At 49.7% G+C, this 22,232-nt stretch carries 25 protein-coding genes; 13 read left to right on the forward strand and 12 right to left on the reverse strand.

The window, feature by feature from the left end; translation table 11 throughout:
* Positions 1 to 152 precede the first annotated feature (152 nt).
* Positions 153 to 944 carry a DNA-binding transcriptional regulator KdgR gene (kdgR, locus tag HEN33_RS01300; protein ID WP_001262182.1) on the forward strand — a complete coding sequence of 264 codons (792 nt, stop codon included), beginning with the start codon at positions 153 to 155 and terminating at the stop codon, positions 942 to 944.
* A gap of 143 nt (positions 945 to 1,087) precedes the next feature.
* Here kdgR and HEN33_RS01305 read toward each other — a convergent pair whose 3' ends face one another.
* Complete coding sequence (locus tag HEN33_RS01305; protein ID WP_001211011.1) at positions 1,088 to 1,327, reverse strand: YobH family protein; 240 nt, start codon at positions 1,325 to 1,327, stop codon at positions 1,088 to 1,090.
* A 158-nt stretch (positions 1,328 to 1,485) separates the two neighbouring features.
* Here HEN33_RS01305 and mgrB point away from each other — a divergent pair, with 158 nt between their 5' ends.
* From mgrB to rlmA, 5 genes are all read left to right on the forward strand, one after another.
* Positions 1,486 to 1,629, forward strand: a complete 144-nt coding sequence (gene mgrB / locus HEN33_RS01310; protein WP_000714550.1) for a PhoP/PhoQ regulator MgrB — start codon at positions 1,486 to 1,488, stop codon at positions 1,627 to 1,629.
* Between the two features lie 74 nt (positions 1,630 to 1,703).
* Entirely contained in the window at positions 1,704 to 1,991 is a 288-nt protein-coding gene (locus HEN33_RS01315; RefSeq protein WP_001006867.1) for a YebO family protein, read from the forward strand.
* A gap of 669 nt (positions 1,992 to 2,660) precedes the next feature.
* Positions 2,661 to 2,804 (forward strand): DUF2627 domain-containing protein, encoded by a 144-nt coding sequence (locus HEN33_RS01320; protein ID WP_001295496.1) that lies wholly within the window; start codon positions 2,661 to 2,663, stop codon positions 2,802 to 2,804.
* Between the two features lie 12 nt (positions 2,805 to 2,816).
* The gene (cspE, locus tag HEN33_RS01325; protein ID WP_001062678.1) at positions 2,817 to 3,026 is read left to right on the forward strand and encodes a transcription antiterminator/RNA stability regulator CspE; all 210 of its coding nucleotides are present in this window, start codon (positions 2,817 to 2,819) and stop codon (positions 3,024 to 3,026) included.
* A 165-nt stretch (positions 3,027 to 3,191) separates the two neighbouring features.
* The gene (gene rlmA / locus HEN33_RS01330; protein WP_000010109.1) at positions 3,192 to 4,001 is read left to right on the forward strand and encodes a 23S rRNA (guanine(745)-N(1))-methyltransferase; all 810 of its coding nucleotides are present in this window, start codon (positions 3,192 to 3,194) and stop codon (positions 3,999 to 4,001) included.
* Here the strand turns inward: rlmA and mntP are convergent.
* From mntP to manX, 5 genes are all read right to left on the reverse strand, one after another.
* The gene (gene mntP, locus HEN33_RS01335; protein ID WP_001296134.1) at positions 3,998 to 4,564 is read right to left on the reverse strand and encodes a manganese efflux pump MntP; all 567 of its coding nucleotides are present in this window, start codon (positions 4,562 to 4,564) and stop codon (positions 3,998 to 4,000) included. The two genes, rlmA and mntP, sit on opposite strands and share 4 nt — an antisense overlap.
* Before the next feature lie 428 nt (positions 4,565 to 4,992).
* Positions 4,993 to 5,451 carry a DUF986 family protein gene (locus HEN33_RS01340; protein WP_000156290.1) on the reverse strand — a complete coding sequence of 153 codons (459 nt, stop codon included), beginning with the start codon at positions 5,449 to 5,451 and terminating at the stop codon, positions 4,993 to 4,995.
* Between the two features lie 54 nt (positions 5,452 to 5,505).
* Positions 5,506 to 6,357 (reverse strand): PTS mannose transporter subunit IID, encoded by an 852-nt coding sequence (gene manZ, locus HEN33_RS01345; protein ID WP_000228655.1) that lies wholly within the window; start codon positions 6,355 to 6,357, stop codon positions 5,506 to 5,508.
* Positions 6,358 to 6,369: 12 nt separating this feature from the next.
* A complete protein-coding gene (gene manY / locus HEN33_RS01350) occupies positions 6,370 to 7,170 on the reverse strand; it encodes a PTS mannose transporter subunit IIC (RefSeq protein ID WP_000406926.1) in 801 nt (266 codons plus the stop codon).
* A gap of 62 nt (positions 7,171 to 7,232) precedes the next feature.
* On the reverse strand, positions 7,233 to 8,204 hold the full coding sequence (gene manX / locus HEN33_RS01355) for a PTS mannose transporter subunit IIAB (protein WP_000150550.1): 972 nt from the start codon (positions 8,202 to 8,204) through the stop codon (positions 7,233 to 7,235).
* A 316-nt stretch (positions 8,205 to 8,520) separates the two neighbouring features.
* Between manX and HEN33_RS26775 the strand changes: the two genes are divergently transcribed.
* Positions 8,521 to 8,679 (forward strand): protein YoaL, encoded by a 159-nt coding sequence (locus tag HEN33_RS26775; protein ID WP_269218577.1) that lies wholly within the window; start codon positions 8,521 to 8,523, stop codon positions 8,677 to 8,679.
* Positions 8,667 to 10,223: a CNNM family cation transport protein YoaE gene (gene yoaE, locus HEN33_RS01360; protein ID WP_000394976.1), complete on the forward strand. Its 1,557-nt coding sequence runs from the start codon at positions 8,667 to 8,669 to the stop codon at positions 10,221 to 10,223. Before HEN33_RS26775 ends, yoaE begins: the two co-directional genes overlap by 13 nt.
* A gap of 3 nt (positions 10,224 to 10,226) precedes the next feature.
* Here yoaE and HEN33_RS01365 read toward each other — a convergent pair whose 3' ends face one another.
* The 4 genes from HEN33_RS01365 to pabB form a co-directional block, all read right to left on the reverse strand.
* Positions 10,227 to 11,825, reverse strand: a complete 1,599-nt coding sequence (locus HEN33_RS01365) for an EAL domain-containing protein (RefSeq protein WP_176263763.1) — start codon at positions 11,823 to 11,825, stop codon at positions 10,227 to 10,229.
* Positions 11,826 to 11,955: 130 nt separating this feature from the next.
* A complete protein-coding gene (gene sdaA, locus HEN33_RS01370; RefSeq protein WP_000624298.1) occupies positions 11,956 to 13,320 on the reverse strand; it encodes an L-serine ammonia-lyase in 1,365 nt (454 codons plus the stop codon).
* Between the two features lie 183 nt (positions 13,321 to 13,503).
* On the reverse strand, positions 13,504 to 14,082 hold the full coding sequence (locus tag HEN33_RS01375) for a CoA pyrophosphatase (protein ID WP_000456725.1): 579 nt from the start codon (positions 14,080 to 14,082) through the stop codon (positions 13,504 to 13,506).
* 2 nt (positions 14,083 to 14,084) lie between these two features.
* Entirely contained in the window at positions 14,085 to 15,446 is a 1,362-nt protein-coding gene (gene pabB / locus HEN33_RS01380; protein WP_176263762.1) for an aminodeoxychorismate synthase component 1, read from the reverse strand.
* Between the two features lie 73 nt (positions 15,447 to 15,519).
* On the opposite strand from pabB, the gene HEN33_RS01385 reads away from it, so the two are divergent.
* Positions 15,520 to 15,699 (forward strand): YoaH family protein, encoded by a 180-nt coding sequence (locus HEN33_RS01385; RefSeq protein ID WP_000457334.1) that lies wholly within the window; start codon positions 15,520 to 15,522, stop codon positions 15,697 to 15,699.
* 119 nt (positions 15,700 to 15,818) lie between these two features.
* Here HEN33_RS01385 and HEN33_RS01390 read toward each other — a convergent pair whose 3' ends face one another.
* Together HEN33_RS01390 and HEN33_RS01395 are read right to left on the reverse strand one after the other, a co-directional pair.
* Complete coding sequence (locus tag HEN33_RS01390) at positions 15,819 to 16,118, reverse strand: DUF1889 family protein (protein ID WP_001111989.1); 300 nt, start codon at positions 16,116 to 16,118, stop codon at positions 15,819 to 15,821.
* Positions 16,119 to 16,539: 421 nt separating this feature from the next.
* Positions 16,540 to 16,884: a RidA family protein gene (locus HEN33_RS01395; protein ID WP_001295493.1), complete on the reverse strand. Its 345-nt coding sequence runs from the start codon at positions 16,882 to 16,884 to the stop codon at positions 16,540 to 16,542.
* A gap of 131 nt (positions 16,885 to 17,015) precedes the next feature.
* Here HEN33_RS01395 and HEN33_RS01400 point away from each other — a divergent pair, with 131 nt between their 5' ends.
* From HEN33_RS01400 to fadD, 4 genes are all read left to right on the forward strand, one after another.
* Complete coding sequence (locus tag HEN33_RS01400) at positions 17,016 to 18,926, forward strand: helicase C-terminal domain-containing protein (protein WP_176263761.1); 1,911 nt, start codon at positions 17,016 to 17,018, stop codon at positions 18,924 to 18,926.
* 57 nt (positions 18,927 to 18,983) lie between these two features.
* On the forward strand, positions 18,984 to 19,679 hold the full coding sequence (gene tsaB / locus HEN33_RS01405) for a tRNA (adenosine(37)-N6)-threonylcarbamoyltransferase complex dimerization subunit type 1 TsaB (RefSeq protein WP_176263760.1): 696 nt from the start codon (positions 18,984 to 18,986) through the stop codon (positions 19,677 to 19,679).
* Between the two features lie 39 nt (positions 19,680 to 19,718).
* Entirely contained in the window at positions 19,719 to 20,300 is a 582-nt protein-coding gene (yeaY, locus tag HEN33_RS01410) for a Slp family lipoprotein YeaY (protein WP_115738681.1), read from the forward strand.
* Between the two features lie 204 nt (positions 20,301 to 20,504).
* Positions 20,505 to 22,190 (forward strand): long-chain-fatty-acid--CoA ligase FadD, encoded by a 1,686-nt coding sequence (gene fadD, locus HEN33_RS01415; protein ID WP_000758422.1) that lies wholly within the window; start codon positions 20,505 to 20,507, stop codon positions 22,188 to 22,190.
* Positions 22,191 to 22,232: the final 42 nt, after the last annotated feature.

Here is a 22,232-nt window from a genome sequence, read left to right on the forward strand (position 1 = left end):
AATCAACAGGGGTAAGATTCTAGCACTGATATTCACGGTGGATGTCGCAGAATTGTAACTAACCGGCAAAAGATGGATTGCGACCACCCAGGTGCGAAATTATAATAAAAAACAGTTCTGATTTTTATAAAACACTCGCAATGAGGTGATAAATGGCTAACGCAGATCTGGATAAACAGCCTGATTCTGTATCTTCCGTGCTGAAAGTTTTTGGCATTTTGCAGGCGCTGGGTGAAGAGCGCGAAATAGGGATAACCGAGCTGTCGCAGCGCGTCATGATGTCAAAAAGCACCGTTTATCGCTTTTTACAGACCATGAAAACCCTGGGTTATGTGGCGCAGGAAGGGGAGTCGGAGAAATATTCGCTGACCCTGAAATTGTTTGAACTGGGCGCTCGTGCGTTACAAAACGTCGATTTAATTCGTAGTGCAGATATCCAGATGCGTGAGATCTCCCGCCTGACGAAAGAAACTATCCACCTCGGCGCACTGGACGAAGACAGTATTGTTTACATCCACAAAATTGACTCTATGTACAATTTGCGCATGTATTCACGGATTGGTCGTCGTAATCCGCTGTACAGCACCGCGATTGGTAAGGTACTGCTGGCATGGCGCGATCGCGATGAAGTGAAGCAAATTCTCGAGGGCGTGGAGTATAAACGCAGTACCGAACGGACCATCACCAGTACTGAAGCGTTATTACCCGTTCTGGACCAGGTGCGCGAGCAGGGGTATGGCGAAGATAACGAAGAGCAGGAAGAAGGACTGCGTTGCATTGCGGTTCCGGTATTTGATCGCTTTGGCGTGGTCATTGCCGGTCTGAGCATCTCCTTCCCGACGTTGCGTTTCTCTGAAGAGCGTTTACAGGAATATGTCGCAATGTTGCATACCGCGGCGCGCAAAATTTCTGCACAAATGGGTTATCACGACTATCCGTTCTGATGAGAGTAAGAACCTGTCTGAATATCAAACAGACAGGTTCTTTATTTAGCATGAGAAAAATAAAGTTGAAGGTGGCGTTATATTAAACGCACTTGCGATAAGAATATTTTACTTATGAGTGAGAATCTGGTTATTTATTACCCTTAACCATTATCGACCACAATATTGCTTTTACGTAACAACGGGCAATCTGTTATCCCCAGAAAACCACTTTTAGTGTGCAGGTATTGTACCGTGCTGGTGCCTCTGGCGGTCAGATAGGTACATTGCAAACCTAATCCCGCGGCATTCTCTTTGCTTCCAATCAAAACGCCATATCCGCTGAGTAATAATCCTATCCATACCAGTGCTATCAGCATAACTGTGCGAATGATGAATCGCATTACAACCTCTTCTCTTTTTATGTTCGCTTAATCGTAGCGGCAATATGCGCTGAAGCAAGCGACTCATTCTGAAAAAGCACGAATATCGACATAGTTAGGCGCTGTTTAACTAACACATGCTAGTTTAATGACATAAGGTAGGTGAAACGGAGATTGGAGTGAAAAAGTTTCGATGGGTCGTTCTGGTTGTCGTGGTGTTGGCTTGCTTGCTGCTTTGGGCGCAGGTATTCAACATGATGTGCGATCAGGATGTACAATTTTTCAGCGGAATTTGTGCCATTAACCAGTTTATCCCGTGGTGATATCATTTTTTCAGCACTAGATTTTCTTCCTCTCCAGCAGTGGTAGAATAGCGCCTCTACTCAGAGGTGGTGAAATGAACGAAGTTGTAAATTCAGGCGTGATGAACATTGCGTCTTTGGTTGTATCGGTGGTGGTTCTTCTTATCGGGCTCATCTTGTGGTTTTTTATCAATCGTGCCAGTTCACGAACTAACGAACAGATTGAACTGCTTGAGGCGTTGCTGGATCAGCAAAAACGTCAAAATGCACTGTTACGTCGTTTGTGCGAAGCAAACGAACCTGAGAAAGAAGATAAAAAGACCGTTGAGAGTCAAAAATCGGTTGAAGACGAAGATATTATTCGTCTGGTCGCCGAACGGTAATCCTTCCTCAATCTTGAGTAACCCCGTCGTTGAAGGGTTACTCAATTCATCCTGATTATACGCACTGTCATGGTGCAACTGCTTCAAATTAAAACTCTGGTCTGACTTCAAATAATTATCATATTATTTATTTGCGTAACGGGATATCAGAAAAAGATATTTAGCCCATTAATTTATTAGGATGTTTACATCGGATTTGTGATTAAGCGTGTTATTATTTATTAGCGAAACGTTTCTCTCTTGATTTTTTTGCGCATTCATCAATTTTTCTTATTTTAAATTTACAATACCTTTGGCGATTGACTTCTCTTTGGGGTGATTGATAGCCGTTAACTGACTGTTTTATGAGAAAAAGTGATATAACTTTTTATTCATTGCATAGCAGAAAATGTGATATTGCACGCACTATGTAATAACTTCTCCCATTGGCCTGGAACAACTGAACTTATTGAACTATGTTAGAAAATACGTCAGTTTAAGTATCTGCCTGAACTGGCAAGGTTAAGCACAATGATATATCGGCGCGTATTCCGTTGCATAAGTGTGCAAAAAAAGTGGAAGACGTATCGAGATTTGTGCGTCTGATCGAGACATGTTTAAAAATGGCTTGCCATAATTAACGTTGTATGTGATAACAGATTTCGGGTTAAACGAGGTACAGTTCTGTTTATGTGTGGCATTTTCAGTAAAGAAGTCCTGAGTAAACACGTTGACGTTGAATACCGCTTCTCTGCCGAGCCTTATATTGGTGCCTCATGCAGTAATGTGTCAGTTTTATCTATGTTATGCCTGCGGGCGAAGAAAACAATCTAAGGAATTTTTCAAATGGCAAAGATTAAAGGTCAGGTTAAGTGGTTCAACGAGTCTAAAGGTTTTGGCTTCATTACTCCGGCTGATGGCAGCAAAGACGTGTTCGTACACTTCTCCGCTATCCAGGGTAATGGCTTCAAAACTCTGGCTGAAGGTCAGAACGTTGAGTTCGAAATTCAGGACGGTCAGAAAGGTCCGGCAGCTGTTAACGTAACAGCTATCTGATCGAATCCACTGATCTGAAGTGTGAAGACACTTCAATCTCGCTATAAAGCCTCGTCGAATGCGAGGCTTTTTACTTTGTTTTATCTTCGCTCCTGGCGTTCGGATATTTGCCCGCCGCGTGATTCGCGTTACACTTGCGGCCTTTAGTATCCTGCCGGAGTTGTCATGTCGTTTTCCTGTCCACTTTGCCATCAGCCTCTTTCGCGTGAAAAAAACAGCTATATCTGTCCCCAGCGACATCAGTTTGATATGGCGAAAGAAGGGTATGTCAATTTGCTGCCCGTTCAGCATAAACGGTCTCGTGATCCGGGCGACAGCGCGGAAATGATGCAAGCACGCCGCGCATTCTTAGATGCCGGACATTATCAGCCACTGCGTGATGCAATTGTCGCCCAACTGCAGGAACGGCTTGATGAAAAGGCCACGGCGGTGCTGGATATTGGCTGTGGTGAAGGGTATTACACACACGCATTTGCCGATGCGTTGCCCGAAATCACCACGTTTGGCCTGGATGTCTCGAAGGTAGCGATAAAAGCGGCGGCGAAACGCTATCCGCAGGTCACTTTTTGTGTTGCTTCCAGCCACCGTTTGCCGTTTTCCGATACCAGTATGGACGCCATAATACGTATTTACGCGCCGTGTAAAGCAGAAGAGTTAGCGCGAGTAGTGAAGCCTGGCGGTTGGGTCATTACTGCCACGCCGGGACCGCGACATTTGATGGAGCTGAAGGGGCTGATTTACAATGAAGTACATCTTCATGCACCTCATGCAGAACAACTCGAAGGTTTTACATTACAGCAGAGTGCTGAGTTGTGTTATCCGATGCGTCTTCGCGGTGATGAAGCCGTCGCATTATTGCAGATGACGCCGTTTGCCTGGCGTGCGAAGCCAGAAGTCTGGCAAACACTGGCAGCAAAAGAAGTGTTCGACTGCCAGACGGACTTTAATATTCACCTCTGGCAGCGTTCTTATTAACCGTGGAAGTGCGTCCAGAGGATCTGGACGCCGATGCCGATCAGCACCAACCCGCCGAGAATTTCTGCTTTTTTCCCAATAATTGAGCCAATAAAGCGACCAACCATCATCCCTAATGTCGACATAATCAAGGTTGCACAACCAATGGCCAATGCGGTCGCGATAATGTTGACCTGCAGGAAGGCGAGACCAACACCCACAGCCATGGCATCCAGGCTGGTGGCAATCGCGGTGGTTACCAGTAGCCAGAAACCGTGTCGACGGCGCGGTTCTTCATCTTCATCATCTGCGCCACGAAAACCCTCAATAATCATTCGCCCGCCGAGGAATATCAGCAGCACAAACGCAATCCAGTGGTTCCATTCAAGGACAAACCGGCTGGCTAACATGCCCATTCCCCAGCCGATCAGCGGCGTCAGGGTTTCGACGGCACCAAAAATAAGGCCGGTTCGCAAAGCTTCAGAAAATTTCGGTTTATGGAGGGTGGCACCTTTACCGATTGATGCAGCAAATGCATCCATCGACATACCAAACGCAAGAAGAACAGTAGCAGTGATATTCATGACAACGTCCTGACCGGGGTATCCATAAAACACATCATCGCCCCCAGCAAACATGCATACATGAACAACAAACCGCGATGATTTTCGCGTTCATGCAGGCATAGCGATTGATGTGCATATGGTCTCGCCTGACTGAAAGTGTTCAGTCCGTACGTGCCACGTTTTGCAACGAGTATGTTGACACGTACATTTCCGGAATCTGGAAATCGGCTACTCCCCAAATGAGGGCGCAACATTAACATATTTTTAGAATATAAAACAACTGTTGGGATATATTATTTCAGCAGTTAATTGATAACGATTGTCATTTGGATTTATATATCAATGAAACGTTAAAATAAATAACAAATAAGGGAAGGGGTAATATAGCCTAAGCTATGTCTGATTATTAAAAATACACTAAACATAGCTTTGGCTAAATTGATAACTTATTGAGTTGAAACGAGAAGCTTATAAATTTTTTCCAGATCGTCGATATTTCGAACGCGAATTAACAGCCGGCGCTGTTCTAATTGCATCACCAACACGCCATCTTCCGACAAGTTCATCGCTTTGATTCGGCTATATTCAATCCAGACATTGGCGAAGAAAAAACCTTTTTGTTTAAAGATGATCTTCGGAACGCGGATCCAGAATATATAAAACCCCATTAGAGCCAGTGCACTTAATAACCATGTCGTTATTTGCGCGCCATGATTCGTGACGTTGTTATAGATAAGAATGACAATCAGTCCTACGAAGATAACGCTGTCGATGCGGCCACGTCGGAGCAAAGGAATTGCCAGCAGGGTGGGGCCGTTGCGGCGGGGCATGATGAACTGATCGTAGATCGCGAAGGTCAGGAGTGCGGCGATAAAAAGAATCAGTACCAGGTCCGTGATTGTCATTAATCCTCCAGATAAAAAAACGGGGCCAAAAGGCCCCGGTAGTGTACAACAGTCTTACAGTCCCAGCAGGCCGCAAGCGTAACCAGCGATACCGATGACGAAGAAGCCAACGATGATCCACAGCGGGTTAACTTTTTTGCGCAGCAGCCACATACAAGCAAAGGTCAGCAGCAGTGGTACCAGGCCCGGCATTAACTGGTCAAGAATAGTCTGGACAGTGGTAACGTGTTCTTTGCCCGTCTGGTCAGTAATGCGAGAGACAACCAGCGGGATGTTGACATGTGTCCACTTGTTAACCAATGCCCCCATGACAAACAGGCCGAGAATAGACGCCCCTTCCGTCAGTTTTTGCAGGAAGCCGCCACCCATATCTTTAACGATATCGATACCTTTGGAGTAACCATACGCTACGCCGTAGTAACGGGTTGCCAGACGCACCAGGTTAAACAGGATGAAGAACAGAAGCGGACCTAACAGGCTGCCGCTCATCGCGATACCGGCACCCAGCGCTGCAAATACCGGACGTACCGTTCCCCAGAAGATCGGGTCGCCTACACCAGCCAGCGGCCCCATCAAACCGACTTTGATACCATTGATAGCACCGTCATCGATCTCTGCGCCATTAGCACGCTGTTCTTCCAGCGCCAGGGTTACGCCGAGAATCGGCGCAGCCACGAACGGCTGGGTGTTAAAGAACTCCAGGTGACGGCGAATAGCTTGTTTACGAGCTTCGTTGTTCTCAGGGTAGAGGCGACGAATTGCCGGTACCATAGAGAAGCAGAAACCCAGTGCCTGCATACGTTCGAAGTTCCATGAACCCTGGAAGAGGTTAGAACGCAGGAAGACGCCACGAATATCACTTTGAGTGAGTTTTTTCTCGGTGGTAGTTTGAGTTGTATCAACCATTTCGCTCACCTGTTAGTCCAGTTCGTTATCGAGATCGTTGTTACCAGCTGCCTGAGCAGGCGCACCGGCTACGCGGTTGTATTTCGGGCTAAGTTGGATGTAGAGCACTGCCATAACAGTACCAATCACACCCAGAGCAACCAGGTTAAAGTTGGTGAATGCTGCGGTTACGAAGCCGAGGTAGAAGAACGGCATCAGGTAGCCAGCACGCATCATGTTGATAACCATCGCATAACCAACCACCACGATCATGCCACCGGCGATATTCAGACCATTGGTTACCACTTCCGGAATCGCATTCAGCATGTTCTGGACTTCGCTGGTACCAACAGACAGCGCAACGATGACGGCCGGAATAGCCACACGCATTGCTTGCAGGAACAGAGAAGAAACGTGGATCCAGGAAATCGCTGTCAGGTTGCCGTTATCAGCAGCCTTATCCGCAGCGTGCTGGAAGGCAACGGTAATAGTACGAACGATGATGGTCAGTACCTGGCCCGCAGCGGCCAGAGGGATTGCCAGTGCGATACCTGCACCAATGCTCTGATGACCTGCGATAACCAGAATAGTAGAAATGATGGAAGCCAGAGCGGCGTCAGGCGCAACTGCAGCACCGATGTTCATCCAGCCCAGCGCGATCATTTCCAGCGTACCACCGATAATAATACCGGTTTTCATATCCCCAAGAACGATACCCACCAGGGTACACGCGATTAGCGGACGGTGAAACTGAAATTCATCGAGGATAGATCCCATACCTGCGATACAGGCTACGATAAATACCAGCACAATTTGAAGAGTGGTAATCTCCATTGTACTTCTCCTGTTTACGTAAGACTTAAGTGTGAAAACTGAGTGATAATCAACACAATACGTTACTTATCGATTTTGCTGATCAGATCCATCATTTTCAGTTTCGGATCGGTGGAAACCTTACGGACTTCCAGCTCAATACCGCGCGCATTCAGTTTCTTGAACGCCTCGATATCTTTTTCATCAACAGAAACCGCGTTATTCACCTGGGTTTTACCCTGACGGAATGCCATACCACCAACGTTAACAGAGGTGATTTTCACGCCGCCTTCAACGAGACGCTCTACATCTGTAGGGTTGGTAAATAACAGCATTACGCGTTCGCCAGCATATTTCGGGTTGTTGTAGACGCGAATCATTTTGGCGACATCAACCACGTGTGCTGTTACGCCCGGAGGTGCAACCTGGGTGAGCAGTGTCTTACGAACGGTATCCGCAGCCACTTCATCACTAACAACAATAATACGGGAGACATTGGTTTCTTTAGTCCAGCGGGTGGCGACCTGACCGTGAATCAGACGGTCGTCGATACGCGCAAGGCCAATAACCATGTAGTCGTTTGGTCCCATTGGTTTTGCCGGAGTTGGAGCCGCTTTTGGTGCTGCGGCAACGGGTGCTGGCGCGGCTTTTTCAACCGGTTTGGCTTTCAGTGCTTTCACGCCTTCACGGCCTGTTTCTACTGCCAGCGCCACCAGTTCATCAAAGCTTGGGTCATCATCACGGGCCATTAACGTTTCCACGAGCATTGGAATGTTAACGCCTGCAATGACTTCATAATGCTCTTTGTCGACGACAATGCGGCTGGCAGCATTGAACGGGCTGCCTCCCCATGTATCAACGAGAAACAGCACGCCTTTAGTGGTGTCGAGTTTTGCCAACTGAGCGTTGTACTTTTCAATCAGCGTTTCGGCATTTTCACCTGGAACGAAATCGATCCAGCCGACGTTTTCCTGCTCGCCTAACAGCATTTCTGCCGTTTTAAGCAACTGCTCTGCAGCCCAACCATGTGTGCCTATGACAATAGCAATGGTCACTTGCTACCTCCTTTATTATCGTTAACACCTCAACGTGCCAGATGTATTTTTGAATCGTCGTCCACAATCGAATCGATTCAGATAAGGGCTACAACCAAAAACCCCTGCGTTTCGCGATTTATTTTAGATATCGAAAAAATTATTTTATGTGATGAAGATCCGTAATTTAACTTTCGATTAGCAGAAATTTCGAAAGGTAAAATATCCTTGTCACATTCGTTTGCAAAGGAAGGTAAATCTTTGCCAAATCAGATGTGTCTCTGATATGTTTAACTCCCGTTTAACAACCATGGAGTATAGGGCAGTAGCCCGCAGTATGGATCGTCACCGACGTCATTTCAGCATCAGGCCTTTTAACGCCTGCTTTTCTGGCACTTTATGCCGCACCTTTCGTTTGCCTTTTGTCGTTACGCCTGCATTATTTCTGGCGCCGAATAGCTATTCCTTAAGCAGGAGCTTGTCATGGAATTCTTAATGGACCCCTCAATTTGGGCGGGGCTACTCACGCTTGTTGTTCTCGAAATTGTGCTGGGTATCGATAACCTGGTCTTCATCGCCATTCTTGCTGACAAACTGCCGCCAAAACAACGCGATAAAGCGCGTTTGCTGGGATTATCACTGGCGCTGATTATGCGTCTGGGGCTGCTGTCGCTGATTTCATGGATGGTCACGCTGACCAAACCGCTATTTACCGTCATGGATTTCTCTTTCTCCGGACGCGACCTGATTATGTTGTTCGGGGGGATATTCTTGCTGTTTAAAGCGACAACCGAACTGCATGAACGGCTGGAAAACCGCGATCATGATTCCGGCCACGGTAAAGGCTACGCCAGTTTCTGGGTGGTCGTCACACAGATCGTCATCCTTGACGCCGTCTTCTCGTTGGATGCGGTAATTACGGCAGTAGGGATGGTTAACCATCTACCGGTGATGATGGCGGCGGTGGTGATTGCGATGGCGGTCATGTTGCTGGCATCGAAACCGCTGACGCGATTTGTTAACCAGCATCCAACGGTGGTGGTGCTCTGTCTGAGCTTCCTGTTAATGATTGGTCTGAGTCTAGTGGCAGAAGGTTTCGGTTTCCACATTCCGAAAGGTTACCTGTATGCCGCGATTGGCTTCTCGATCATCATCGAAGTGTTTAACCAGATTGCGCGTCGCAACTTTATTCGTCACCAGTCGACTTTGCCGCTGCGTGCGCGTACTGCCGATGCCATCCTGCGTTTGATGGGGGGGAAACGTCAGGCCAATGTTCAGCACGATGCCGATAACCCGATGCCTATCCCGGTACCGGAAGGTGCGTTTGCCGAAGAAGAACGTTACATGATTAACGGTGTATTGACGCTGGCGTCGCGTTCTCTGCGCGGGATCATGACGCCGCGCGGTGAAATAAGCTGGGTTGACGCTAATCTCGGGGTCGATGAAATCCGTGAGCAGCTGCTCTCCTCACCGCACAGTCTGTTCCCGGTATGTCGCGGTGAACTGGATGAAATCATCGGTATCGTACGTGCTAAAGAACTGCTGGTGGCGCTCGAAGAAGGTGTTGATGTGGCGGCGATTGCTTCGGCGTCTCCGGCGATTATCGTCCCTGAAACCCTTGACCCGATCAACCTACTGGGCGTGCTGCGTCGTGCTCGCGGGAGCTTCGTTATCGTGACCAACGAGTTTGGTGTGGTACAAGGCCTGGTCACGCCGCTGGATGTGCTGGAAGCCATTGCGGGTGAATTCCCGGACGCTGACGAAACGCCGGAAATCATTACCGATGGTGACGGCTGGCTGGTAAAAGGCGGTACAGATTTGCATGCCTTGCAGCAGGCGCTTGATGTTGAGCACCTTGCCGATGACGATGATATCGCGACGGTCGCGGGCCTCGTGATCTCGGCAAATGGTCACATTCCCCGTGTGGGCGATGTGATTGATGTAGGGCCACTGCATATCACCATCATTGAAGCCAATGATTATCGTGTTGATCTGGTTCGCATTGTTAAAGAGCAACCGGCGCACGATGAAGATGAGTAAGCGTTAACGTAACGGCATAACGGGCGTGATATGTCCATTATGCCGGGCGGGCGGCGGTTGGCTGCCCGCCAGCCATTTGGGAAAATCGCGTAGCGGCATCGGCTGTGCGTACAAATACCCTTGCAAAATATGCACGCCATGACGGCGCAAATACTTCGCCTGTTCTTGTGTTTCCACACCCTCCGCCACCAGTTCAATATTCAGTCTTTGCCCCAGTGCGATGATGATATCGGTCACCGTCGAGTTAACCGCGTCAGAACCTATAGCTGCGGTAAATGACTTATCAATTTTCAGCACGTCAGGACGTAATGTTTCAAGCCAGGAAAATGAACTGTTGCCGGTGCCGAAGTCATCAATCGCCAGTTTGACGTTTTTACGATGCAGCTCGCGGGCAATCCGATAATCAACATCCAGTAAGGCATCGCGTTCGGTGATTTCGAGGATCAGTTGCTGAATCGGGTGAGCGCTAAACCAGTACTGATTGAGATCTTTTATCAGCACACCACGGCGAAAATGGCTGGGTGCTACGTTAATGCCAACATGAAACTGACTACTCATTGGGAAAACATGCCGCTGACGGATGGTTTCTGCCATCACATAGCGGGTCAGTGGCACAATTAAATGATGTTCTTCCGCGATAGGAATAAACACATCCGGTGAAATCCAGCCCTGACGTGGATTGTTCCAGCGCAGCAAAATCTCTACACCAATACATTGCTGGCTGCGCGCATTAAGCAAAGGCTGGCAGAACAATTCGAACTCATGTTGCGCCAGGCCCAGATTGATTTCACGGGAAAAACTCATCCGGTAAGCGGTCGCCAGCCAGGTGATATAGCCCACAAGTAAACTTAGCAGCACCGCCAGCGGTAATTGTGTTGGAAGATAGTGCCATGCCAGCGCCGTAGCCCCCGGACCATTAACGTTAATGGTAAAAGGAAAGCGTTGCGAAGAAACCTGATAGTTTTCATTGTCTTCAGGTTGCGGAAGGGAATCTACCAGCCCATTACCATAGAGCAAATGCCGATCGTCCACCGTCAGGCTGGCGCTACTGATTTGCGGCAGTTGTGGCTCAAGCAGCATTGCCGCCAGTAAGTCGATGTTGATCATCTCCATGACCCCAGCATTGCTACTGCCCGCTGCAGGCGTCCATTGAATCAAAACCGGACTGCCTTTAATCAGGGCATGGTCGGTCGTCAGTCGTAAAAGTGGTTGCGGTGCAGGAAGTTCAGCCAGAATGTCCACGACGGGCACATTGCGATAACCAAAAATGCTGGAGCAATAAAGTGTGCCGTCTTGCACCAGGCCAATGGATCGCACAGTTTGGAGTTTTGCCGCCTGTTTACGTAATGGCAAATGGGCGACAGAGCAGGGCAGACCAATTAGCGGAAGTAAGACTTCGCTACCTGCCTGTAGGGGAAGCAGTACTTTATCTAATTCCTCTACAGCGTGATTGGCGAATTGTACTACCCGTTGTTGATTTAAGTTACGCTGTGAAATAAATCGCACGCTCAGGGTCGAAGCGAGCGTAACGAGTGCGCAAATCGTACAAACAATCATTCGATTACGGCGATAGGTTTTAATGATCCGTTGTGCTTTTTGCATGCGGGCCACCCTGTAAGCGTATGGCGACAAACGCCTGACGCAACAGTGGAAGTGTAGTGGGGAAAATTACAGCAGACGAGAAAGCAGGGATAAATTCGCCCATCCGTTGCAGATGGGCGAGGATAAAGTATTAGTCACACTGGACTTTAATTGCCAGACCACCACGAGACGTTTCGCGGTACTTGGCGTTCATGTCTTTACCGGTTTCGTACATCGTTTCGATGACTTTATCCAGCGAGACGCGCGGCGCACTGGTGCGACGCAGGGCCATCCGCGCGGCGTTAATCGCCTTGACTGACGCAATGGCGTTACGTTCAATGCACGGCACCTGAACTTGCCCTGCAACAGGGTCACAGGTCAGACCGAGGTTGTGCTCCATGCCAATTTCCGCTGCCACACAAACCTGTTCCGGGCTACCGCCCAACAGCTCGGCAAGGCCCGCAGCAGCCATTGAACAGGCAACACCCACTTCGCCCTGGCAACCGACTTCCGCACCGGAAATAGAGGCGTTCATTTTATACAGTGCACCAATCGCGCCCGCAGCCATAAAGTAACGGGTATAGATGTCCGGGCTAACCGATTCAATAAAGTGGTCATAATAAGCCAGCACTGCCGGAACAATGCCACAAGCACCGTTGGTTGGCGCTGTTACCACACGACCACCGGCGGCGTTTTCTTCGTTAACTGCCAGCGCAAACATGTTTACCCAGTCAATGACATTCATCGGATCGTTAGACAGTTTATCGCTGGAAACCAGCATCCGGCGCAGGGCCGACGCACGACGCGGCACGCGCAGCGGGCCTGGCAGTACGCCTTCGGTGTTCATCCCGCGATCGATACATGCCTGCATGGTTTGCCAGACATGCGCGAAATACTCGTCGATCTCTTTCTTGCTGTGCAGCGCCAGTTCGTTCTGCATAGCGAGACCAGACAGCGAATAGCCGGTTTCATTACAGTAAGCGAGCAGTTCGGTGGCAGATTTGAACGGATACGGCACGCTCACTTCGTTGGCGGCATCCTGACCAAAGTGTTCTTCATCGACGATAAAACCGCCGCCGATGGAATAATAAGTTTTGCTGTAGACGACTTCATCGCCGTTATAGGCGTGGATTTGCATACCGTTTTCATGCAGCGGCAGGTTGCCGTTATGAAAACGCATCCCGTTGTCGCGCGGGAAATCCACTTCATGCCGTCCCTGTGCCAGCAGCAGACGTTCGCGCTCTTCTACGTCGCGAATAAAACCGGGAATACTGTCGATATCCACGGTGGCAGGTTCGTTACCTGCAAGACCCATAATAATGGCGATATCGGTGTGGTGGCCTTTACCCGTCAGCGACAGTGAACCATAAACGTCCACGGCAACGCGAGTAACGCTATCCAGTAAGCCTTTTTCGACCAGATCATCGACGAACTGTTTACCCGCCTTCATAGGCCCTACGGTATGGGAAGATGAGGGACCAATCCCCACCTTAAACATGTCGAATAGACTAATCACGATAATACTCCTGACAAGGTGACTGGACTTCCAGTAACGAACGAATAACAGCGCATAGTGTAAGAGGGAACGCGGCGACTGGCTTAACTATTCACATGAATTAAACTAATCAAAAACCGCGATTTAACTAATATTGCGATGATTGTCTCAAGTAGTGTTTTGTAGATGTAAAGATAAGTATAGTCAGGGTTTCACACCAATTTGCAGCGCCAGCTCACGAATTATGCCTGCGGTCATTCCCCATACAAAATACTGTTCATACCAGGACAGCCATACCCGATGTGAATCGCCACGGCGGTAGATATCTAAAGGGTGATAACGACCCAGATGTAATGCCTGGGCGAGCGGCATTTCAAACACAGCGGAGACTTCATCTTCACTGGCGCGATACGGCAGATCGGGCGGGATAATGCCGACCACTGGCGTTACCTGGTAGCCAGTGACGCTATCGACGGGCGGCAGCACGCCGATAACTTCGACGGCGGAAGGTGGTATAGCAACCTCTTCTTCAGCTTCGCGCAGCGCAGCGGCGATAACTGACGCGTCCGTATCATCCACTGCGCCGCCTGGAAACGCCACCTGTCCGGCGTGTTTACGCAGATGAATGGAGCGTTGGGTAAGCAATAACCCTGGCTGTGGTCGGCGTACAATGGGGATCAACACGGCAGCCTGACGATGATTTAACGTTTCCCTGTTAATTTGCGGGCGCAAAAGTTGAAAGCGCGATAAAAAATCATCAAGCGTCAGGCTACGGTATTCCACGTTTATTTCTCCAGTTGCTTCAGGATACGATTAACTTTATCAAAAGTTTCCTGATATTCCGCTTCTTCCTGGCTATCGGCGACAATTCCACCGCCCGCAGAGCAGTATATTTGTCCGTTAATGGCAGTCAGCGTGCGGATAGTAATGCTGGTATCCATGTTGCCGCAAAAGCTCAAATAGCCAATGCTGCCGCACCAGGCATTGCGTCGCTGCGGTTCCAGTTCGTCGATAATTTCCATAGCCCGTACTTTCGGTGCTCCAGTTATTGAGCCACCAGGAAAAGCTGCGCGCAGCAGATCGCTGGTGTGTAACTGTTCTGGTAGTTGCGCCGTTATGGTGCTGACCAGATGATGCACGGCAGGGAAGGGTTCCACCACGAACAGCTCTGGTACTTTTACCGAACCTGCTACGGCAACACGACCGATATCATTACGCATTAAATCGACAATCATCAGATTTTCGGCACGATCTTTCGCTGAGTTCGCCAGTTTTTCTGCTTGTTTGCTATCTTCCTGAGGATCGGGCAGGCGTGGTAGCGTGCCTTTAATCGGGCGGGTCTGGATTTCACTATTATCACAAAGAATAAACCGCTCAGGCGAAAGGCTTAAAATCGCGCCCTGTTCAAGACGTAAAAAAGCGCTAAATGGCGCGCGGTTGGCCTGATTAAGCTGAAGGAATGCCTGCCATTCATCGCCAGAATAGGTCGCATGGAAACGCTGGGCGAGATTCACCTGATAGCAATCACCGCTGTGCAGATATTCCTGTACCTGGCGAAATTTTTCGCCGTACAGCTCGCGGGTCATATTGGATTGCCAGTCGGAAGTGAGCGTGAAATCTTCCTGCGGCGAGAATTGCTGGCTTTCCAGCCAGGCCCGACGGGCATTGACATCATTATGACTCAGCAAAGAAACTGTTTGACGCTGGTGGTCGACAATGAGCGCCCAGTCGTAGATACCCACAGCCATATCCGGCAGAACGATATCTTGCTGCGCAATTTCTGGCAGTGACTCAAAACGGCGGCCCAGATCGTAGCCAAACAACCCCAGCGCGCCGCCCTGAAATGGCAAATCTTCGTTATGCGCTGGGCGAATGTCTGCGCGATCCAGCACCTGCTGGAGCACCTGTAGCGGGTCATCAGTGGTCGTTGTGCGTTTTTCGCTTTCACTAACAACGGTTTCTTTACCGAAAGTGGTTAAAGTGCAAATCGGCTCGGCGACCACAATATCAAAGCGGCTATATGGATGATCGGCATAGCCGGAGTGTAAAAGCATCGCCCACGGCAGGTGACTTAAGCGGGAGAAATAAAATTCAGCGGCGTCCTGACGCCAGGGTAAAGTAATCACAGCGGGAGATAACGTCTTCATCAGTCCTGACTCTACTGGCTATGTGCCGGGTAGCATGAAATAATTAGCGCCAACAATTTAGCAGGAGTTAACAATGTTTGCAGGTTTACCTTCACTCACCCATGAACAGCAGCAAAAAGCCGTCGAGCGGATCCAGGAACTGATGGCACAAGGGATGAGCAGCGGCCAGGCAATCGCGTTGGTGGCAGAAGAGCTGCGTGCCAACCATTCCGGCGAGCGAATCGTGGCGCGTTTTGAGGATGAAGACGAGTAACACACTAATCCGTATCGCTTTCGTTATAGAAGCCGATGGTTATTTGATTGTGAGAAAAAGGACGCTTTTCATATGTGATTAAAAGCGTCCTGACCCATTTATGCTGATGTAAATTTAACTTAGACCAGTGCTTTTAGTTCTTCCTGCATATATGTTGAAAAGTATTCAGGATTTTTAATCACAATGCGTTCACCAGACTCCATTTTTTTTGCCCATCCAACCATTTTTTCCGTGAACCCAGGGTTCCAGCCTTCCTGGTCAGCTCGCGCCGTAATATCAGCGGCACTCGCGGGTACTCCCAGTTCTTTCAAATATTTAAAGATTCCCTTCGCCGTGCTTTCATTCATCGAACTTGGTGTTGGCGCTGATACATCCATGGCACCAATGAAATCCAGGGCTTTATCTATTACAGCAGGCATATTCTTATCCTTAAAATTAACCATGTTATCGATAAGGCTATATATGACCTTAATTTGCATCTAATATCAAAGGGATTATAACGATATGGCACGAGTTAACCTGTTGACATTCAGGTGTTTTAAAGGTAGCAGCTCATGGTGTGTTATCCAGTAAGAGGGAGAAAATTAACGGTCAGTTCTCACGCTATAACCAGATTGTTCAGCTAAGAAAGTAAACCAGAGATGCTAATCGAAGGGCGAACACAACGGCATTGTTATGTTTATTTATATAGTTAGTTTTATAGCTAAAATTGAAATTATAAAAATAAATAATGAATTAGCAGGAGCATCAACAGTAATATCTTAATCTCTGGTCGATTTATGTAAAACCGACCAGTATTATCGATAAATTATCGTCTGACTTATTTTGCTTCGATAAAGCTTACACCGCAGCCACAATCTTAATTTCAACTTTATACTTCGGGTTCATCAAACCCGCTTGTACCGTGCAGCGCACCGGCGCATGACCCGCGACAACCCAGGCATCCCACGCTTTATTCATCGCCGCGAAGTCGTTTTTATCAGCCAGGAAAATGGTGGCATCCAGAATGCTCGATTTATTGCTGCCCTGTTTTTCCAGCACGGCGTCAATCTGCGCCAGCGTATTCGCAGTTTGCTCAAAAGCATCGGCGTCGAGGTTTTCCGGTACACCAGTGTAGTAGAGCGTGTTGTTGTGGATTACTACATCAGACCAGCGGGCTTCAGCATCGATACGAACGATAGTCATCATTTTGTCCTCATTATCCTTCCATTTTCGTGCTGCAAAGACTGCCACAATGTGAGGTCGCCGTCACCACTTCAACTGGCGAAAGCGCCCTCATCCTGACATAATCCCTGTTCAAATCAACAGGGGGTAGTGTGACGGACGATTTTGCACCAGACGGTCAGCTGGCGAAAGCGATACCAGGCTTTAAGCCGCGAGAACCACAGCGTCAGATGGCGGTAGCCGTCGCCGGGGCGATAGATAAAAGCCAGCCGCTGGTGGTGGAGGCCGGAACCGGTACGGGCAAAACCTACGCTTACCTGGCCCCTGCGCTGCGGGCGAAAAAGAAAGTCATTATCTCGACCGGCTCAAAAGCGTTGCAGGATCAGCTCTACAGCCGCGATTTGCCAACGGTTTCAAAGGCGTTGAAATATACGGGCAACGTGGCGTTGCTGAAAGGGCGCTCTAACTACCTCTGCCTCGAACGTCTCGAACAGCAGGCGCTGGCGGGTGGCGATCTACCGGTACAAATTTTAAGCGATGTGATCCTGCTGCGCTCCTGGTCTAATCAAACAGTCGATGGTGATATCAGCACCTGCGTCAGCGTGGCGGAAGATTCACAGGCGTGGCCGCTGGTCACCAGCACCAACGACAACTGCCTTGGCAGCGACTGCCCGATGTATAAAGATTGCTTTGTGGTCAAAGCACGCAAAAAAGCGATGGACGCCGATGTGGTGGTGGTAAACCATCATCTGTTTCTGGCGGATATGGTGGTGAAAGAGAGTGGATTTGGCGAACTGATCCCGGAAGCTGACGTGATGATCTTCGACGAAGCCCACCAACTGCCTGACATTGCCAGCCAGTATTTTGGTCAGTCACTCTCCAGTCGACAACTGCTCGACCTGGCAAAAGACATCACCATCGCCTACCGCACCGAATTAAAAGACACTCAGCAGTTACAAAAGTGCGCCGACCGCCTTGCCCAGAGCGCGCAGGATTTTCGCCTTCAATTAGGTGAGCCAGGTTATCGTGGCAACCTGCGCGAACTGTTAGCTAATCCGCAAATTCAGCGGGCATTTTTACTGCTCGATGACACCCTTGAACTCTGTTATGACGTAGCGAAATTGTCGCTGGGGCGTTCCGCCTTGCTGGATGCAGCATTTGAACGCGCCACACTTTATCGTACGCGGCTTAAACGGCTGAAAGAGATTAACCAGCCGGGTTACAGCTACTGGTATGAATGCACTTCGCGCCATTTTACTCTGGCGCTCACGCCGCTTAGCGTGGCGGATAAATTCAAAGAATTAATGGCGCAAAAACCAGGTAGCTGGATCTTCACCTCAGCAACGCTGTCGGTGAACGACGATCTGCATCATTTCACCTCGCGGCTCGGGATAGAACACGCGGAGTCGTTGCTATTGCCAAGCCCCTTTGATTACAGCCGCCAGGCATTACTCTGTGTGCCGCGCAACCTGCCGCAAACCAATCAACCGGGTTCCGCTCGGCAGCTGGCGGCAATGCTGCGACCGATCATCGAAGCCAATAATGGTCGTTGTTTCATGCTTTGTACCTCGCACGCCATGATGCGCGATCTGGCCGAGCAGTTCCGCGCTACCATGACGCTTCCCGTGTTGTTGCAGGGGGAAACCAGCAAAGGCCAACTGCTACAGCAGTTTGTCAGTGCCGGTAATGCGCTGCTTGTGGCGACCAGCAGTTTCTGGGAGGGGGTGGACGTGCGTGGCGATACATTGTCACTGGTGATTATCGACAAGTTGCCGTTTACCTCCCCGGATGACCCGTTGTTAAAAGCGCGCATGGAAGATTGCCGTTTGCGCGGTGGTGACCCGTTCGATGAAGTACAACTGCCGGATGCGGTCATTACTCTCAAGCAGGGAGTAGGGCGACTGATTCGCGACGCCGACGATCGAGGGGTTTTGGTGATTTGCGACAATCGGCTGGTGATGCGCCCTTACGGCGCGACGTTTCTCGCCAGTCTGCCGCCAGCGCCGCGCACCCGTGACATTGCCCGTGCGGTTCGTTTCCTTGCGATACCATCCTCCAGGTAATTTGTGATGGAGTATGGTATGATGCGCGCCTTTTTATTGAGCTAAGCACGAAGACCCATGCGAATTCTGGCTATCGATACCGCGACAGAGGCCTGCTCTGTCGCCCTGTGGAACGACGGTACTGTCAACGCTCATTTTGAGCTTTGCCCTCGTGAACATACTCAACGAATCTTACCGATGGTGCAGGATATCCTGACCACCAGCGGAACTTCCCTGACGGACATAAATGCTCTGGCTTACGGGCGCGGCCCCGGTAGCTTTACCGGCGTGCGCATTGGTATTGGCATTGCGCAAGGGCTGGCGCTTGGCGCGGAATTACCGATGATTGGCGTCTCCACGCTAATGACGATGGCGCAAGGGGCGTGGCGCAAAAACGGCGCAACCCGCGTGCTGGCAGCCATTGACGCGCGAATGGGCGAAGTTTACTGGGCCGAATATCAGCGTGATGAAAATGGTATCTGGCACGGTGAAGAAACCGAAGCCGTACTCAAACCTGAACTCGTTCATGAACGGATGCAACAGCTTTCCGGCGAATGGGTGACGGTAGGGACGGGCTGGCAAGCCTGGCCGGATCTCGGTAAAGAGAGCGGTTTGGCCCTGCGCGATGGCGAAGTGTTACTGCCCGCTGCAGAAGATATGCTGCCGATTGCTTGTCAGATGTTGGCCGAGGGTAAAACGGTGGCGGTGGAACATGCCGAACCGGTTTATTTACGTAACAACGTCGCATGGAAGAAACTTCCGGGCAAAGAATGAATCTTAAGAGTATGCCCTGAGAAAAAAAGGAGTCGCATCATGGCGGTTCAAAAGAATGTTATCAAAGGCATACTGGCAGGTACGTTTGCGCTAATGCTGAGCGGTTGTGTCACTGTGCCGGACGCCATTAAAGGCAACAGTCCCACGCCGCAACAAGATTTAGTTCGGGTAATGAGTGCGCCGCAGCTGTACGTTGGTCAGGAGGCACGCTTTGGCGGCAAAGTGGTTGCGGTACAAAACCAGCAAGGGAAAACCCGCCTGGAAATTGCCACCGTACCGCTGGACAGTGGAGCCAGACCGACGCTGGGAGAACCTTCTCGCGGTCGCATTTATGCCGATGTGAACGGTTTTCTGGATCCGGTAGATTTTCGTGGACAATTGGTCACGGTAGTTGGACCAATCACCGGTGCGGTTGACGGCAAAATCGGCAACACGCCCTATAAGTTTATGGTGATGCAGGTAACAGGTTATAAACGTTGGCATTTAGCCCAGCAGGTGATTATGCCGCCTCAGCCGATTGATCCGTGGTTTTATGGTGGTCGTGGCTGGCCCTATGGCTACGGTGGATGGGGCTGGTATAATCCTGGCCCCGCGAGAGTACAAACAGTTGTAACTGAATAATTGCTTGTTTTTAAAGAAAAAGAAACAGCGGCTGGTCCGCTGTTTCTGCATTCTTACGGTAAAGATAAAAATAAATAGTGACGCGCTTCGCAACCTTTTCGTTGGGTAATTATCAAGCTGGTATGATGAGTTAATATTATGTTAACGGCATGTATATCATTTGGGGTTGCGATGACGACGAACACGCATTTTAGAGGTGAAGAATTGAAGAAGGTTTGGCTTAACCGTTATCCCGCGGACGTTCCGACGGAGATCAACCCTGACCGTTATCAATCTCTGGTAGATATGTTTGAGCAGTCGGTCGCGCGCTACGCCGATCAACCCGCGTTTGTGAATATGGGGGAGGTGATGACCTTCCGCAAACTGGAAGAACGCAGTCGCGCGTTTGCCGCTTATTTGCAACAAGGGTTGGGGCTGAAGAAAGGCGATCGCGTTGCGTTGATGATGCCTAACTTATTGCAATATCCGGTGGCGCTGTTTGGCATTTTGCGTGCCGGGATGATCGTCGTAAACGTTAACCCATTGTATACCCCGCGTGAACTTGAGCATCAGCTTAACGATAGCGGCGCATCGGCGATTGTTATCGTGTCTAACTTTGCCCACACTCTGGAAAAAGTGGTTGATAAAACCGCCGTTCAGCACGTAATTCTGACCCGTATGGGCGATCAGCTATCTACGGCAAAAGGCACGGTAGTCAATTTCGTTGTTAAATACATCAAGCGTCTGGTGCCGAAATACCATCTGCCAGATGCCATTTCATTTCGCAGCGCCCTGCACAACGGCTACCGGATGCAGTACGTCAAACCCGAACTGGTGCCGGAAGATTTAGCTTTCCTGCAATACACCGGCGGTACCACTGGTGTGGCGAAAGGCGCGATGCTGACTCACCGCAATATGCTGGCGAACCTGGAACAGGTTAACGCGACTTATGGGCCGCTGTTGCATCCGGGCAAAGAGCTGGTGGTGACGGCACTGCCGCTGTATCACATTTTTGCGCTGACCATTAACTGCCTGCTGTTTATTGAACTGGGTGGGCAGAACTTGCTTATCACTAACCCGCGCGATATTCCGGGGTTGGTAAAAGAGTTAGCGAAATATCCGTTTACCGCGATAACCGGCGTTAACACCTTGTTCAATGCGTTGCTGAACAATAAAGAGTTCCAGCAGCTGGATTTCTCCAGTCTGCATCTTTCTGCAGGCGGTGGTATGCCTGTTCAACAAGTGGTGGCTGAACGTTGGGTGAAACTGACCGGACAGTATCTGCTGGAAGGTTATGGCCTGACCGAGTGTGCGCCGCTGGTCAGCGTTAACCCGTATGATATTGATTATCATAGTGGTAGCATCGGTTTGCCGGTGCCGTCGACGGAAGCCAAACTGGTGGATGATGATGATAACGAAGTACCACCGGGTCAACCGGGTGAGCTTTGTGTCAAAGGACCGCAGGTGATGCTGGGCTACTGGCAGCGTCCGGATGCTACCGATGAAATCATCAAAAATGGCTGGTTACACACCGGCGACATCGCGGTGATGGATGAAGAAGGATTCCTGCGCATTGTCGATCGTAAAAAAGACATGATTCTGGTTTCCGGTTTTAACGTCTATCCCAACGAGATTGAAGATGTCGTCATGCAGCATCCTGGCGTACAGGAAGTCGCGGCTGTTGGCGTACCTTCCGGCTCAAGTGGTGAAGCGGTGAAAATCTTCGTTGTGAAAAAAGATCCATCGCTTACCGAAGAGTCACTGGTGACTTTTTGCCGCCGTCAGCTCACGGGCTACAAAGTACCGAAGCTGGTGGAGTTTCGTGATGAGTTACCGAAATCTAACGTCGGAAAAATTTTGCGACGAGAATTACGTGACGAAGCGCGCGGCAAAGTGGACAATAAAGCCTGAGCGTTAAGTCAGTCGTCAGACGCCGGTTAATCCGGCGTTTTT

Origin of the sequence: Escherichia sp. 94.0001 (assembly GCF_013369155.2) — a bacterium.
Classification (GTDB): domain Bacteria; phylum Pseudomonadota; class Gammaproteobacteria; order Enterobacterales; family Enterobacteriaceae; genus Escherichia; species Escherichia coli_F.

Bases quoted from the DNA above. Each gene is read 5' to 3' on its own strand.
- kdgR (WP_001262182.1), top strand. From the start codon at position 153: ATGGCTAACGCAGATCTGGATAAACAGCCTGATTCTGTATCTTCCGTG.
- HEN33_RS01305 (WP_001211011.1), bottom strand. From the start codon at position 1,327: ATGCGATTCATCATTCGCACAGTTATGCTGATAGCACTGGTATGGATA.
- HEN33_RS01315 (WP_001006867.1), top strand. From the start codon at position 1,704: ATGAACGAAGTTGTAAATTCAGGCGTGATGAACATTGCGTCTTTGGTT.
- HEN33_RS01320 (WP_001295496.1), top strand. From the start codon at position 2,661: ATGTGTGGCATTTTCAGTAAAGAAGTCCTGAGTAAACACGTTGACGTT.
- cspE (WP_001062678.1), top strand. From the start codon at position 2,817: ATGGCAAAGATTAAAGGTCAGGTTAAGTGGTTCAACGAGTCTAAAGGT.
- rlmA (WP_000010109.1), top strand. From the start codon at position 3,192: ATGTCGTTTTCCTGTCCACTTTGCCATCAGCCTCTTTCGCGTGAAAAA.
- mntP (WP_001296134.1), bottom strand. From the start codon at position 4,564: ATGAATATCACTGCTACTGTTCTTCTTGCGTTTGGTATGTCGATGGAT.
- HEN33_RS01340 (WP_000156290.1), bottom strand. From the start codon at position 5,451: ATGACAATCACGGACCTGGTACTGATTCTTTTTATCGCCGCACTCCTG.
- manZ (WP_000228655.1), bottom strand. From the start codon at position 6,357: ATGGTTGATACAACTCAAACTACCACCGAGAAAAAACTCACTCAAAGT.
- manY (WP_000406926.1), bottom strand. From the start codon at position 7,170: ATGGAGATTACCACTCTTCAAATTGTGCTGGTATTTATCGTAGCCTGT.
- HEN33_RS26775 (WP_269218577.1), top strand. From the start codon at position 8,521: ATGGATCGTCACCGACGTCATTTCAGCATCAGGCCTTTTAACGCCTGC.
- yoaE (WP_000394976.1), top strand. From the start codon at position 8,667: ATGGAATTCTTAATGGACCCCTCAATTTGGGCGGGGCTACTCACGCTT.
- HEN33_RS01365 (WP_176263763.1), bottom strand. From the start codon at position 11,825: ATGCAAAAAGCACAACGGATCATTAAAACCTATCGCCGTAATCGAATG.
- pabB (WP_176263762.1), bottom strand. From the start codon at position 15,446: ATGAAGACGTTATCTCCCGCTGTGATTACTTTACCCTGGCGTCAGGAC.
- HEN33_RS01385 (WP_000457334.1), top strand. From the start codon at position 15,520: ATGTTTGCAGGTTTACCTTCACTCACCCATGAACAGCAGCAAAAAGCC.
- HEN33_RS01390 (WP_001111989.1), bottom strand. From the start codon at position 16,118: ATGCCTGCTGTAATAGATAAAGCCCTGGATTTCATTGGTGCCATGGAT.
- HEN33_RS01395 (WP_001295493.1), bottom strand. From the start codon at position 16,884: ATGACTATCGTTCGTATCGATGCTGAAGCCCGCTGGTCTGATGTAGTA.
- tsaB (WP_176263760.1), top strand. From the start codon at position 18,984: ATGCGAATTCTGGCTATCGATACCGCGACAGAGGCCTGCTCTGTCGCC.
- yeaY (WP_115738681.1), top strand. From the start codon at position 19,719: ATGGCGGTTCAAAAGAATGTTATCAAAGGCATACTGGCAGGTACGTTT.